Origin of the sequence: Petropleomorpha daqingensis (assembly GCF_013408985.1) — a bacterium.
Taxonomy (GTDB): Bacteria; Actinomycetota; Actinomycetes; order Mycobacteriales; family Geodermatophilaceae; genus Petropleomorpha; species Petropleomorpha daqingensis.
Map to the genome: position 1 here is coordinate 2,429,089 of NZ_JACBZT010000001.1, position 13,462 is coordinate 2,442,550.

The following is a 13,462-nucleotide window of genomic DNA, read 5'->3' on the forward strand; positions in this document are numbered from 1 at the left end:
GGCGGAGGTTAGTCCCAGCGGGTACGTCGCTGTACCGGCCGACGGCGAGGCACCCCCCTTTTGGCGGAATCGAGACCGCACCGACCGCGAGTGTCGTCACGCTCCGTGCACGCCCGCCCGCCGGATCCGGCATGTCGTGCCTGCGCGCAACTGTTCGTGACCGGCGCGTGTCCGGGTGAGTGGGACGTCGAACCCGTTGACGTGCGTGCCCTCGGGTCTGGATCCTGCCCGCGTGCACCCCGGTGACCGATCGTGACAGGCACGACCCGCCCGGTCCCGCGCGGCTACGAGCTGGTCCGCCTCCTCGGCGAGGGCGGGTTCGGCGAGGTCGTCCTCGCCCGGCACGTGGTCCTCGGGCGACTGGTCGCGATCAAGCGGGTGCACGCCTTCGCGCTCGGGTCCGCCGACGACCTGGCCCGTTTCGAGCGCGAGGCGAAGATCCTCGCCACCCTCGACCACCCGGCGGTGGTGCGGGTGCTCGACTTCCAGATCGACGAGCGCGGCGACGCGGCACTGGTGATGGAGTACGTGCCCGGCAGCTCGCTGGACGCGCTGCTGCAGGACGGGCCGCTGGCCCCGGCGGCGGCCCTGCGCGTGCTCGGCGACGTCGCCGACGCCCTCACGGCGGGCGCGGCCCGCGGCATCGTGCACCGCGACATCAAGTCGGCCAACGTCTTCGTGCAGCCGGACGGCTCGGCCAAGCTCGGCGACTTCGGGATCGCGCGGATGCTGGGTGACCCGGCGGTCTTCCGGACGACCGACGGGTCGGTGCGCGGCACCCCGGGCTACATGGCACCGGAGGCCGGACTCGGCGAGGGCGCCGTCGACGCCCGCACCGACGCGTACGCCTTCGCCGTCCTCGCCTTCGAGACCCTCACCGGGCAGCTGCCGTTCCCCGGTCTGGACATGGCCCAGGCCCTGGTCGCGCACTACTCGGTGGTCCCCCCGTCGGCGGACGCCGTGGTGCCCGGCTTCCCGGCGGCCGCGGCGGCCGCGCTGGCCGACGGCCTGTCGAAGGACCCCGCGCGGCGCCCCCTGCCGCGGGAACTGGTCGACCGGCTCCAGGCGGTGCCGGCAGCCGAGTGGCCGGCCTCGCTCACCGGCGCCGGGCGCGCCCCGGCCTCGCCGACCACCGTCGGCCGCCCGTCCGCGCGGGAGGCCGCCCCTCCGACGGTGCTCCAGGCGCCCCGCTCGGTTCCGCAGCTGCCCGTGGTCCCGACCCGGCGTCGGCGACGGCGGACGTCCTGGATCGTCGTGGCGGCGCTCGTCGCCGCGGCGGCCGTCGGGGTGGCCGTGTGGCGGCTGTGGCCGTCGTCCGCACCGGACGCGCTCGCCGTGGAGTCGGTGACGACGACCCTGGACCCCGCGAACGGCGGCGGCGGGTGCCCGTCGGCGTCCTACCGGGTGGCTGCGTCGGTGACCACCAACGGCGGCCCGGGGACGCTCGCGTTCTCCTGGGAGCTGCCCGGCGGCCGCACCGCCGGGGCGGACTCGGTCGCGGTGGAGGAGGGGCAGCGGCAGGTCGAGCTGTCGCTGTCCTTCGAGCTGACCGGGAGCGCCGCCGTGTCGGGCGCGCCGGTGCTGGTGGTCACCGCGCCGGACGCCCGGCGGGTGAGCGCGCCACCGGTCGCCTACACCTGCTGAGCTGCGTCCGTAGACTTCGCGCAGTGAGCCTCCGCCTGTACGACACGGCCGCCCGCGCCGTGCGTGACTTCACGCCCCTGCGTGCGGGACAGGCCTCCATGTACGTCTGCGGGCTCACCGTCCAGGGTCCGCCGCACATCGGCCACGTCCGCGCCGCGCTCGTCTTCGACGTGCTGCGCCGGTGGCTGGAGCGCGGGCACGGCCTCGACGTGACGCTGGTCCGCAACGTCACCGACATCGACGACAAGATCCTCGCCAAGGCGGCCGAGCACGGCGTGCCGTGGTGGGGGTGGGCGTACGAGAACGAGCGCGCCTGCACCCGGGCCTACGACGTCCTCGGCATCCGGCCGCCCACCTACGAGCCGCGCGCGACCGGCCACGTGACCGACATGGTGGAGCTGATGCAGCGGCTGCTCGACGGGGGGCACGCCTACGCCGTCGACGGCGACGTCTACTTCGACGTCCGCTCCTTCCCCGAGTACGGCGCGCTGACCGGGCAGAAGCTGGCGGACCTGCAGCCGGCCGACGACGTGGTCGACGCCGCGCGCAAGCGCGATCCGCGCGACTTCGCGCTGTGGAAGGCGCACAAGGACGGCGAGCCGGAGACCGCCTCGTGGCCGACGCCGTGGGGCCGTGGCCGCCCGGGTTGGCACCTCGAGTGCTCGGCGATGGCCGAGCGCTACCTCGGGCCGGAGTTCGACATCCACGGCGGCGGGCTGGACCTGCGCTTCCCGCACCACGAGAACGAGCAGGCGCAGTCGCGGGCGGTCGGCGACGCCTTCGCGCAGTACTGGGTGCACAACAGCTGGGTGACCCTCGGCGGCGAGAAGATGAGCAAGTCGCTGGGCAACACCGCGCTGGTCGACGAGGTGGTCAAGCGGGTCCGCCCCGTGGAACTGCGCTACTACCTGGCCTCGCCGCACTACCGCTCGACGATCGAGTTCACCGACGAGGCGCTGCAGGAAGCGGCCGCCGGCTACCGGCGCATCGAGTCGTTCGTGCAGCGGGCGACCGAGCGCTTCGGGGCCGACGGCGACCTGGGCACGCGCGAGGCCGCCTTCGACGAGGCCATGGACGACGACCTCGGCACGCCGGCCGCCATCGCGGTGGTGCACGCCGCGGTGCGCAGCGGGAACACGGCGCTCGACCGGGGGGACGACGCGGAGGCGGAGAAGGCGCTCGGCTCGGTCCGGGCGATGCTCGACGTGCTCGGCCTCGACCCGCTCGACCCGGCCTGGGCCGCGGGCGGCGACGAGAAGCTCGCCGACGTCACCGACGGGCTCGTGCAGCTGGCGCTCGAGCAGCGGCAGGCGGCCCGGGCCCGCAAGGACTTCGCGGCCGCCGACGCGGTCCGCGACCAGCTCGCGGCGCTCGGGGTCGTCGTCGAGGACACCCCCCAGGGACCCCGATGGGAGTTGGCGCGCTGATGGCGGGCAACAGTCAGCGCCGCGGAGCGCGCCAGTCGACCAGCAAGAAGGGCGCCAGCGCCGGTACGGGCGGCAAGGGTCGCCGGGCGCTCGCCGGGCGGGGCGCGACCCCGCGGGCCGAGGAGCGCACGGGTCACCCGGCGCAGCGGCGGGCCGCCGCCGAGGCGCGGCAGCGCGCCGACCGTGCCCGTCAGCGGCAGCGGGCCGAGGAGGCGCCGGAGCTGCTGCTCGGTCGCAACCCGGTGCTCGAGGCGCTGCGCGCGGAGATCCCGGCCACCGCGCTGTACGTCGTCCCCGACGTCGTCCGCACCGACGAGCGCGTCACCGAGTCGGTGCAGCTCGCCGCCGACCGGGGGCTGCCGCTGCTGGAGGTCGGCAAGGCCGAGTTCGACCGGATGTCCGGCGGCGCGCTGCACCAGGGCGTCGGTCTGCAGGTACCGCCGTACGGCTACGCGCACCCCGACGACCTGCTCGCCCTCGCGCACGACTCCGGCCGGCCGCCGCTGATCGTCGCCATGGACGGCGTCACCGACCCGCGCAACCTCGGCGCCGTCGTCCGCTCGGCCGCCGCGTTCGGGGCGCACGGCGTCGTCGTGCCCCAGCGGCGGGCGGTCGGCATGACCGCCTCGGCCTGGCGGACCAGCGCCGGCGCCGCGGCCCGGCTGCGGGTCGCCCGGGCGGTCAACCTGTCCCGCACGCTGGCGGACTACCAGAAGGCCGGCCTGATGACGGTCGGTCTGGCCGGCGACGGCGACGTCGACCTGCACGAGTACGACGGCTTCGCCGATCCGGTCGCGCTGGTCGTCGGCGCGGAGGGCACCGGTCTGTCGCGGCTGGTGCGCGAGCACTGCGACGTCGTCGTCCGGATCCCGATCTCCCGCGAGACCGAGTCGCTCAACGTGAGCGTCGCCGCGGGCATCGCCCTCTACGCGGCAGCCCGCGCCCGCGGCTAGGAGATCAGCTGGGCGACGGTGTAGATCACCAGGCCCGCGAGACCGCCCACCACCGTGCCGTTGACCCGGATCCACTGCAGGTCGCGGCCGACCTGCAGCTCGATGCGGCGGCTGGTCTCGTCGGTGTCCCAGCGCTGGACGGTGCTGCCCACCAGGTCGGCGACGTCGCCGGAGAAGCGCTCCACCAGGTAGCCGGCGACCGTGTGCGCGTGGCGCTGCACGAGCTCGCGGACCTTCGGGTCGGTCTGCAGCAGCCGGGCCAGGTCGCGGATCATCCCGGTCACGCGGGCGCGCAGCTCCGACTCCGGGTCGGCCGCCGCGGTCAGGACGGCGTTCTTCGCATTGGTCCACAGCGACCCCGACCACTGCCGCACGGCGGGGTGCTCCAGGAGGTCCTTCTTGAACTCCTCGACCCGCGCGGCGGTCGACGGGTCGGTGCGCAGTGCGTGGATGTAGGCCTGCAGGCGGGCCTCGTAGGCGCGGCGCAGTTCGTGCTGCGGGTCGGAACCGACCTCCTCCAGGAACTGCTGCACGCCGTTGAAGGCGCGGGTGAAGACGCGGTCGTCCACCCAGTCCGGCACCCACACGGGGGAGGCGTCGCCCAGCTGCGCGCGGAAGACGACGCGGTTCTCCTCGAGGAAGCGGGCCAGACCGCGCAGCGCGACCGACAGCACCTCCTGGTGCCGGTCGCCCTCGACCACGAGCTCGAGCACGCGGGCGAGGATCGGCGCGGCCGGGGTGCCGTGCAGCTTGCGGTCGACCAGCCCGGCGACGGCCGGCTGCAGGTCCTCGTCGCGGAGCAGGTCGGTCAGGGCCGTGAGCCCGGCCGAGGCGTCCCCGGCGAGCCGCTCCGCCCGGCCGGGTGCGGCCAGGAAGGCGCCGAGCCGGCCCGGGACGTCGATCGTGGTCAGCTTGTCCTCGACCACGGCCCGGGTGAGGAAGTTCTCCTGGACGAAGGTGCCCAGGCTCGCGCCGATCTGGTCCTTCTTGCGCGGGATGACCGCGGTGTGGGGGATCGGCAGCCCCATCGGGTGCCGGAACAGCGCGGTGACGGCGAACCAGTCGGCGAGCGCGCCGACCATCGAGGCCTCCGCCGTCGCCCGGACGTAGCCGACCCACGCGCCGGCGTCGGAGCCGATCAGCACGCAGGCCAGGAAGACCGCCGCCGCTAGCAGGAACAGGCCCGTCGCCAGCCGCTTCATGCGCGCGAGATCGCGGGCCCGCTGGGGATCGTCGAGGGACCCCGCGAGCGGCGCGGAAGGGCGGAGGGCCGGCACCTCCACCAGCCTACGACCAGGACGGTGGGACGACGACGACCCCGGCACGTCAGGGGGGACAGCGCCGGGGTCGTCGGTCGGGGGACGGCTCGTGCCGTCAGCTGGTGGAGGTCCCCAGGGTCACGTCGATCTTCTGGGTGTCGTTGCCGCGGTGGACCGTCAGCGTGACCTTCGTGTTCGGCGCCTCGCTGCGCACCGCTGCGGTGAGGTCGGTCGAGCTCGCGACCGCGCGGTCGTCGAGCGCGGTGATCACGTCACCGGCCTGCAGACCGGCGTCGGCGGCCGCGCTGCCCTGCTGCACCTGCACCACCTCGGCGCCGATGCCCACCTGGGAGTTCGTGCCGTCGGACGCGGTCTGGGCGCTGACCCCGAGGACGGCGTGGGTGGCCGAGCCGTTCTCGATGATCTCCTTGGCGATCCGCTGCGCGGTGTCGCTGGGGATGGCGAAACCGACGCCGATGTTGCCGCTCTGGGACTGGTTGCCGGGCGCCTCGGAGGCGACCGAGGCGATCGCCGTGTTGATCCCGATCACCTCACCGGCGGCGTTGACCAGCGCGCCGCCGGAGTTGCCCGGGTTGATCGCGGCGTCGGTCTGGATCGCGTCGATGACGGTCGCGTCGCTCTGCGACGAGCCGGTCTGCACGGCCCGGTTGGTGGCGCTGATGATGCCGTCGGTGACGGTGTTCTCCAGGCCCAGCGGCGCGCCGATGGCCACCGCGACGTCCCCGACCTGGACCTTGTCCGAGTTGGCGAACGTGGCGGGGGTCAGGTTGCTCGCGCCGTCCAGCTTCACCACGGCGAGGTCGCTCGACGGGTCGGTGCCCACGACCTCGGCGTCGTACAGCGTGCCGTCCGCGGCGCGCACCTGGATGTCGGCGTTGCTGGCCTGGCCCTCGAGGGTCACCACGTGGTTGTTGGTCAGCACGTAGCCGTCGTCGGTGAGGACGACGCCCGACCCGCTGCCCGCGCTGTTCGCGCTGGTCACGTAGATGGTCACCACGCTCGGTGCGGCCTTCGCCGCGGCGGCGGTGGCGGTGGTGGCGTTGTTCGGGTCCTTGATCGTCACGTTCTGCGCCGCCACGGGCGAGGACGTCGTGTCGTGCGAGGTGCCGACGAGGGCCACCACGCCGGCGCCCGCGCCGCCGCCGATCACCGCGCCGGCGACCAGACCGGCGATGCCGATTCGCACCTTGCCCGAGCGCCGGGGCTGCGTCGCCGGCGCCGCGGGCGGCAGGCCACCGGCGTACGAGGGGACGCCGAAGACCGGGGCGCCGGCCGGGGGCGCGAACTGCTGCTGCGCGAACGGCTGCTGCGGGACCTCCTGGTGCGGAACCTGCTCGTACGGCTGCGGCGGCAGCCACGGGGCCTGGTGGGGCATCGCCGGCTGCTGGGGCGGGACGTCCGCGGCGGGGGGCTGCGTCGCGCCCTCCCCGGCCGAAGGCGTCCGCGGGTCGTTCCCCGCGGCGTCGGGGTGTCCGTGCTCGGTCACTGCTGAAGTCCTCCCTCCGCGCGGCCGTCGTGGCCGGCGTTCTGCATCGACCATCGGCCGCCGCCCTGACCCGCTGCTGGAGGGTCGCTGTGAGTCCTCTGTACGTGCACGGAGCGCGGTTCCCGGCGACGTGGCCTGGGTAGTGCCGTTTCCGACGAGCGGGAGTGACGGGTCTCACGGCGGCCTGGGCGACCGCGGATCACCGTTGTCCGGTCCCGCCTGCTGGAGGCTGCCCGTGCCCACCCGCGGTCCGTTCGTCCAGGTTCTCCTGGGAGTCGCCGTCGTCCTCGCCGCGGCGCTCGCGCTGGTCGGTGGGGTGGCCCTGCGCGCGTCCGGTGTCGTCGCCGTCCTGCTGGCCGGTGCGGTCGCCGCCTGCCTGGCCGCCGGCGTCGCACGCGAGACGACCGGTGCCGCGCACCTGCCCGCGCCGGAGGCCGCCGCGCTGGCGGCGGGCTGGACAGTGGGCTCGCTCCTGGTGCTCTCGGGCACGGCGGCCCTCGGCGGAGGGCTGGCCGCCGTCCTGACCGGTGCCGCCGGGGCGATCGTGGGGCTGGCCGTCTGGCTGATCCGCTCCCCGCACCCCAGCCGCGACATGTCCCCGCACACGCTGACCGCCGAGGTGGCCGGGGCGCCGGCCGCCGCGCCCATGCCGGCCGCGCCGTGGCACGCCGCCACGGTCGGCCGCTTCGACCCGGCGGGGTCGGCCCGCCTGAGCGCGCCGCTGACCGAGCTGCCGACCGCCGCTCTGGGCCGTGAGTGGCTGCTGACGACCGCCGCGCTGGCCGGGCGGCTGGAACCCTCGGCGCGCGAGTCGATCGTGCGGCGGCGGCAGGAGGCCCTCGACGAGCTCGAGCGCCGCGACGCCGACGGGTTCGCGCGCTGGCTGGCCGCGGGGCCGGCGCCGGGCAGCGACCCCGCCGACTTCGTGCACGGCGAGCCGGCGAGCGGCCGGGACGCCTGAGGGGGCTACTTCACGACCAGGGTCCCGTGCATCTCCGGGTGGAAGGTGCAGTGGAACGGATAGGACCCGGCCTTCGACGGTGCGGTGAAGCTGCTGGCCCCGCTGTTCGCCTGGTCGTCGAAGGCGTTGCCGCTGTCCGCGGTGACCGTGTGCGCGATCGAGTCCTCGTTGTTCACGTTGATCGTCACGCCCGGGGCCACCGAGGTCGGCGTCGTGTACTTGAAGTCCTTGATCGTGATGGTGGCCGCTGCCGCGCCGGCAGACGAACCCGTGGCGCCGTTCGAGTCGGGGCCCGATCCGCAGGCGGTTCCCGTGGTCAGGAACACTGCGCAGACGCAGGCCACCACGGCTCTCCGCATCCGCAGACCGGACGTCGCTGCTCGGGTCTCCACCATGGCCGTCCTCGCTCCCAACGGCACCGGTCGCCGTTGACCGGCGCCCCTCCGAAGGATGGCCCCGCGACGGCGCTCGTGGCGATGAAAATCCCCCGATCCGCCACTTCTTCGAGCGTCAGGCCCGCAGCCGGCGCCAGGCGACCGGGACCGCCCAGCCGAGGGCGAGCCCGACCATGCGGAAGCCTGCAGCAGGACTGGGTCCGTCCGCGTAGAGCCGTCGCTCGACGGTCCAGATGAGACCGACGGCGCCGACGATGACCGCGGCCATCGGCGTGACGATCCACGGGTTCCGGGTGGTCCAGGACGAGCGTCCGGTGGCCAGGGCGAGGACCACCCCGGTCACGGTGGCCGCCCAGACGAGCGCGACCACGGCCAGGTAGGCGGCGGCCAGGGGCTTCGACAGCCGGTCGGTCCCCGTCACAGGTCGAGCACGATACGGGAGCCGCGGCAGCGGGACACGCAGGTCATCATCGTCCGTCCGGCCAGGCGTTCCTCCAGGCTGAGGACGGAGTCCCGGTGCTCGGGGACGCCGTCCAGGACGACCGCCTCGCAGGTGCCGCAGGTCCCTTCCCGGCAGGTGGACAGGACGGCCCGGCCGGCGCGGTTGACGGCGTCCAGGACGGTGTCGTCCTCGGCGACCGTCACGACCTCCTCGGTGCGGGCGAGCACGACCTCGAAGGGGCGGTTCGGGCCGTGGGTGGTCGGCCTGGCGGCGAACCGCTCGACGACCACCTGCCCCTCGCGGCCGGCCCGCCGGGCGGAGTCCTCGAGCCCGGCGAGCAGCCCCTCCGGGCCGCAGGCGTACACGTACGCGTCACGGTCGGGCAGGTCGGCCCAGACGACGTCGAGGTCGAGCCGGCCGCGGTCCCTGCTCGACCAGGCCTCGACCCGCGTCCCGTGACTCGTCCGGAGCTCGTCGAGGTAGGGCATCCGCTCGGTCGAGCGCGCCAGGTAGAGCAGCCGCCAGTCCGCGCCGCGGTGCTCGGCCTCCTCGAGCATCGGCAGCAGCGGCGTGATGCCGATGCCGCCGGCGACGAACAGCAGGGACGACGCCGGCCGCAACCGGAAGTGGTTGCGCGGCCCGCGCACGCGCAGCCGGTCCCCGACGGCGACGTCGTCGTGGACGGCGATCGAGCCGCCGTGGCCGCCGTCCTCGCGCAGGACGGCGATCCGCAGCTCGGCGGCGCCGGGCCGGCCGCACAGCGAGTACTGCCGCAGCGCGCCGTCCGGCAGCTCGAGGTCGATGTGCGCGCCGGGCTCCCACGCGGGGACGTCGTCCGGACGATCCACGGCGAGGGTCAGCTCGACGACGTCGGCCGTCAGCTCCCGGCGTCCGGTGACCCTCACCGGGATCGCGGGGGACTCGGCAGTGCCCACGACCGCCGGGGTGGCGCGGGCGGTCACGGGTACCGGCGTCCAGGCCAGGGGCAGCGACACCATGCCGCGCCCCTCGGAGACGACCGTGCGCTCCAGTTCGTCGGAGGGGACGGCCAGCCGCAGGTCGGGCAGCCGTTCGTGCAGGACACCGAGCTCGACCCGCAGCAGGAGGCGGGCGAGCGGGGCGCCGAGGCAGGCGTGCACGCCCTGACCGAAGCCGAGGTGCGGCACCGCCCAGGGCCGGTCGAGGTCGATGTCGTCGGGGGCGGCGAAGTGCCGGGCGTCTCGGGAGCCGGACGCGTAGGCGAGGAAGACGTGCTCGCCGGCCCGCAGCGGCACCCCGCCGAGCGCGGTGTCACGGGTGACCAGCCGCTTCATCCCGGTGATCGCCGACTCGAAGCGGAAGAGCTCCTCGAGCGCCGCGGCGCGGGTGTCGTCGTCGCGCTGCGCGGCCGCGTACCGGGCGGGGTCGGCCAGCAGGTGCGACAGGCCCGTGCAGATCAGGTTGGACGACGTCTCGTGGCCGGCCAGCATGAGGCCGGGGAACAGCGACAGCATCTCGAAGTCGGTCATCTGGACCGCGCCGGAGTCGCGCTCGTCCCAGACGTGGCTGATCAGGTCGTCCCGCCGGTCGCGACGGCGTTCGGCCATGACCTCGAGGACGTGCTCGTGCAGGTCGAGCAGCCGCTGCGCCTTCTCCTCGGGTGTCCCTCGGTGGTGGATGTCCCGGGGGCCGAGGAAGAAGCCGAGCGCCGCGCCGATCCACTCCCACCGGCCGGCGTCCAGGCCGACGACGTGGGCGATCACCTTCAGCGGCAGGGGGAGGGCGAACGCCGTCTTCAGGTCGGCGGCGCCGTCCTCGACGAACGTGTCGACCAGCAGGTGGGCCTGCTCGCGGATCCACGGCTCGTACCGCGCCAGCCGGCGTGGCACGAAGAAGGTGTTGACCGCCGACCGCAGCCGGTCGTGGTCGGGGTCGTCCAGGCCGATCAGGGTGCCGCGCGAGGGCACCCGGCCGGCGAACCGTTCCCGCCACGGCGAGGGCATCTCGGGCACCGTCGGGATCGAGGAGAACGTGCCGGGGTCGTGCAGCGCGGCGACGATCTCGTCGTAGCGGCTCACCACCCGCGCGTCGAAGGCCTCGGAGTACGGCAGCCCGTCGGCCGCGCGGGTCGCGGCGAGGTCGTCGAACAGGTGCTGCGGATCGGTGAACGGGCAGCCGGCAGCGGCTGAGGGGGATGGCATGGGTCCTCCGGACCGGGATGGCAGCGATCCCGCCGGAGAGCACACAGGCGGGACACGCGAGCGTCCGTCTGCTTGCCCGGTGCGTCGGTCGCACCGAGGGGGATTATCCGCGTCGGCCTGGTCGCCGGGCGTCCTCACCCCGCCTGTGTGATCGGGGAGGCTAGCCGACGGGCCGGACCGTTCGTAAGCGGCTGTCCCTATCCTGGGAGCGGGACATGTCCCGCACGTCCGCCGGCGTGGCGCAATTGGTAGCGCACTCGACTTGTAATCGAGCGGTTCGGGGTTCGAGTCCCCGCGTCGGCTCCCTCTCCCGACCGGCGTCGTCCGTGCCAGGCTCCGGTTCTACCGCTGCCACCGACGGCGGCGGAGGACCTGGAGGCCACCGTGAGCGACCACGTGTACCGGCTCAGCGAGATCGTGGGCAGCAGCCAGACCAGCGTCGACGACGCCATCCGGAACGCGATCAGCAAGGCCGCCCAGACGGTCCGGAACATCGAGTGGTTCGAGACCAAGGAGATCCGCGGCCAGGTGGTCGAGGGCGGCATCGCCTACTTCCAGGTCCGGCTCAAGGTCGGTTTCCGGGTGGAGTGATGGAACGGCTCCCCTGCAGGGACCCGCCGCGAGCCTGCGAGCGGTGGGGGCAGGGGGGTCCTTCTAGTCGAAGCTGCCGGCACCGCCCCGCCGGTAGGGCGACCGGCGCTCGGTGCGCTCCCGCTCGGACCGCTCCTCGCGCAGCTCCGCCGCGGTACCCGCCGGATAGCCGGCCTTCGCGACGCGGTGCTCGGTCGCCTCGGTCATGAAGGCCGCGGAGAAGAGCAGGCCGATCACCAGCCCGCCGGCGGCCGCGCTGATCCGGTAGGCGAACGGCACGGGGACGGCGAACAGGCAGACCGCCACGAGCGGGAGCATCTGCACGACCGCTCGCGCCAGGTGCCGCAGCCACCAGGTCCGCGCCGTCGTGTCCGCGAGCACCCAGGGCCAGAGCTCGCGCGGCAGCCGGCCGCCGAACGCGTACCAGACCCATTGCCACGGGTTGGGCCGCCGCCGCTGTTGCTGCGTGCGCACGTCTCGACGGTAGGCCTGTGCGGCCGCTGTGTCCGCGATGGGTACGCCGTCCGGTCGAACGCACGCATTGCCCGGGCGAGTGGTGGGCGTCACACTTCGGACCACGCGGTCTACGAGTGGAGGCTCCCGTGCAGATCAGCCAGGTGCTCCGCCGCAAGGGCCACGAGGTGGCCACCATCGACGCGGCGGAGAGCGTGCGCACCGCGCTCGCGCTGCTCGCCGAACGCCGCATCGGCGCGCTCGTCGTCTCCGCCGACGGCGAGCGCATCGACGGGATCCTGTCCGAGCGCGACATCGCACGCGGGCTGCACGAGCACGGCGCGGGCCTGCTCGCCGAGCCCATCTCGAGCGTCATGACCGCCGAGGTGCACACCTGCTCGCCGTCCGCGAGCGTGCACGAGCTGGCCCAGACCATGACCGACCGCCGCGTCCGGCACGTGCCGGTGGTCGAGGAGGGAAGGCTCGTCGGCATCGTCTCGATCGGTGACGTCGTCAAGGCGCGTCTCGACGAGCTCGAGGCCGAGCGCGCCTCGCTGGTGGACTACATCCAGACCGCTTAGCGAGGCTCACCATCTCGCCGTGCGCTGCGGCGTACGGTGCTGTCCGTGGACGAGCGCCGGATCGGGGTCATCTCCGGCATCTCGGCCTACGCGCTCTGGGGGGTCTTCCCCCTCTACTTTCCGCTGCTGGAGCCCGCGGGCGGGGTGGAGATCGTCGCGCACCGCGTCCTCTGGTCGCTGGTCTTCATCGCGCTGCTGCTCACCGCGGTCCGTCGCTGGCGGCTGGTGCGGGCCACCCTCGCCGACCGCCGCGCGCTGCTCGTGCTGGCCGGCGCGGCCGCGCTCATCGCCGTCAACTGGCTGGTCTTCGTCTACGGCGTCAACTCCGGGCACGTCGTGGAGACCTCGCTCGGCTACTTCATCAACCCGCTGGTCAGCGTGCTGCTCGGCGTCGTCGTGTTCGCCGAGCGGCTGCGGCCCCTGCAGTGGACGGCGGTCGGCATCGCCGCGGTCGCCGTCGGCGTGCTCACCGTCGACTACGGCCGCCCGCCGTGGATCGCCCTCACGCTCGCCGCGACCTTCGGCCTGTACGGCGTCATGAAGAAGCTGGTGCGGGTCGAGGCGGCGCCCGGTCTCTTCGTCGAGACCGCGATCGTCGCGCTGCCCGCCGCCGTCGCCATCGGCGTCCTGCAAGGAAGCGGCGACGGGACGGCGACCAGCGAGGGCGTCGGCCACTTCCTGCTGCTGATGAGCTCCGGCGTGGCGACGGCGATCCCGCTGCTGCTGTTCGCCGCGGCCACCCGGCGCATCCCGCTGTCCACGGTCGGTCTGCTGCAGTACCTGACACCGCTCATGCAGCTGGCGATCGGCGTCTTCGTCCGGCACGAGCCGATGCCCCCGGCGCGGCTCGCCGGGTTCGTCATCGTCTGGGTCGCGCTCGGCGTCTTCACCGTCGACAGCCTGCGGACGGCGCGCGCGGCAGGGCGCCGTCCGGTCGCCGAGACGCTGCCCGAGCCGGTCTGAGCCCGGCGCGCCGGCTCCGGTCGATTCTGTCGGTGCTCCGAACTACGGTCGTGTCATTCGCACCGGCCCGCACGGGTCGGCGCACCGCCGGTCAGGAGATCCACCC

At 74.2% G+C, this 13,462-nt stretch carries 13 protein-coding genes and 1 tRNA gene; 8 read left to right on the plus strand and 6 right to left on the minus strand.

Annotated features, from left to right (window positions below):
* Positions 1 to 252 precede the first annotated feature (252 nt).
* Genes GGQ55_RS12015 through rlmB form a run of 3 tightly spaced genes read left to right on the plus strand, consistent with a single transcriptional unit; the run spans position 253 to position 4,024 of the window.
* Entirely contained in the window at positions 253 to 1,644 is a 1,392-nt protein-coding gene (locus GGQ55_RS12015) for a serine/threonine-protein kinase (protein WP_179716980.1), read from the plus strand.
* A 23-nt stretch (positions 1,645 to 1,667) separates the two neighbouring features.
* The gene (gene cysS, locus GGQ55_RS12020) at positions 1,668 to 3,071 is read left to right on the plus strand and encodes a cysteine--tRNA ligase (protein WP_179716982.1); all 1,404 of its coding nucleotides are present in this window, start codon (positions 1,668 to 1,670) and stop codon (positions 3,069 to 3,071) included.
* Positions 3,071 to 4,024: a 23S rRNA (guanosine(2251)-2'-O)-methyltransferase RlmB gene (gene rlmB / locus GGQ55_RS12025; RefSeq protein ID WP_179716984.1), complete on the plus strand. Its 954-nt coding sequence runs from the start codon at positions 3,071 to 3,073 to the stop codon at positions 4,022 to 4,024. The genes cysS and rlmB overlap by 1 nt, the downstream gene beginning before the upstream one ends.
* Here the strand turns inward: rlmB and GGQ55_RS12030 are convergent.
* On the minus strand, positions 4,021 to 5,301 hold the full coding sequence (locus tag GGQ55_RS12030) for a DUF445 domain-containing protein (RefSeq protein ID WP_366489144.1): 1,281 nt from the start codon (positions 5,299 to 5,301) through the stop codon (positions 4,021 to 4,023). The two genes, rlmB and GGQ55_RS12030, sit on opposite strands and share 4 nt — an antisense overlap.
* Before the next feature lie 97 nt (positions 5,302 to 5,398).
* Positions 5,399 to 6,790, minus strand: a complete 1,392-nt coding sequence (locus tag GGQ55_RS12035; RefSeq protein WP_366489146.1) for a S1C family serine protease — start codon at positions 6,788 to 6,790, stop codon at positions 5,399 to 5,401.
* A gap of 235 nt (positions 6,791 to 7,025) precedes the next feature.
* On the opposite strand from GGQ55_RS12035, the gene GGQ55_RS12040 reads away from it, so the two are divergent.
* A complete protein-coding gene (locus tag GGQ55_RS12040; RefSeq protein WP_179716986.1) occupies positions 7,026 to 7,751 on the plus strand; it encodes a hypothetical protein in 726 nt (241 codons plus the stop codon).
* Positions 7,752 to 7,756: 5 nt separating this feature from the next.
* Here GGQ55_RS12040 and GGQ55_RS12045 read toward each other — a convergent pair whose 3' ends face one another.
* From GGQ55_RS12045 to GGQ55_RS12055, 3 genes are all read right to left on the minus strand, one after another.
* Positions 7,757 to 8,110 carry a cupredoxin domain-containing protein gene (locus GGQ55_RS12045; RefSeq protein ID WP_179716988.1) on the minus strand — a complete coding sequence of 118 codons (354 nt, stop codon included), beginning with the start codon at positions 8,108 to 8,110 and terminating at the stop codon, positions 7,757 to 7,759.
* Between the two features lie 151 nt (positions 8,111 to 8,261).
* Positions 8,262 to 8,567 (minus strand): hypothetical protein, encoded by a 306-nt coding sequence (locus GGQ55_RS12050; protein WP_179716990.1) that lies wholly within the window; start codon positions 8,565 to 8,567, stop codon positions 8,262 to 8,264.
* The gene (locus tag GGQ55_RS12055) at positions 8,564 to 10,768 is read right to left on the minus strand and encodes a cytochrome P450/oxidoreductase (RefSeq protein WP_179716992.1); all 2,205 of its coding nucleotides are present in this window, start codon (positions 10,766 to 10,768) and stop codon (positions 8,564 to 8,566) included. Before GGQ55_RS12055 ends, GGQ55_RS12050 begins: the two co-directional genes overlap by 4 nt.
* A 230-nt stretch (positions 10,769 to 10,998) precedes the next feature.
* Between GGQ55_RS12055 and GGQ55_RS12060 the strand changes: the two genes are divergently transcribed.
* Both GGQ55_RS12060 and GGQ55_RS12065 read left to right on the plus strand, forming a co-directional pair.
* A tRNA-Thr gene (locus GGQ55_RS12060) sits at positions 10,999 to 11,071 on the plus strand.
* A gap of 81 nt (positions 11,072 to 11,152) precedes the next feature.
* Positions 11,153 to 11,359, plus strand: a complete 207-nt coding sequence (locus tag GGQ55_RS12065) for a dodecin (RefSeq protein ID WP_179716994.1) — start codon at positions 11,153 to 11,155, stop codon at positions 11,357 to 11,359.
* A 63-nt stretch (positions 11,360 to 11,422) separates the two neighbouring features.
* On the opposite strand, the gene GGQ55_RS12070 is transcribed toward GGQ55_RS12065, so the two are convergent.
* On the minus strand, positions 11,423 to 11,833 hold the full coding sequence (locus GGQ55_RS12070; RefSeq protein WP_179716996.1) for a DUF5313 family protein: 411 nt from the start codon (positions 11,831 to 11,833) through the stop codon (positions 11,423 to 11,425).
* Between the two features lie 128 nt (positions 11,834 to 11,961).
* On the opposite strand from GGQ55_RS12070, the gene GGQ55_RS12075 reads away from it, so the two are divergent.
* Both GGQ55_RS12075 and rarD read left to right on the plus strand, forming a co-directional pair.
* Positions 11,962 to 12,393 carry a CBS domain-containing protein gene (locus GGQ55_RS12075; RefSeq protein WP_179716998.1) on the plus strand — a complete coding sequence of 144 codons (432 nt, stop codon included), beginning with the start codon at positions 11,962 to 11,964 and terminating at the stop codon, positions 12,391 to 12,393.
* Positions 12,394 to 12,438: 45 nt separating this feature from the next.
* Positions 12,439 to 13,356 (plus strand): EamA family transporter RarD, encoded by a 918-nt coding sequence (gene rarD / locus GGQ55_RS12080; protein WP_179717000.1) that lies wholly within the window; start codon positions 12,439 to 12,441, stop codon positions 13,354 to 13,356.
* The last annotated feature ends 106 nt before the right edge of the window (positions 13,357 to 13,462 follow it).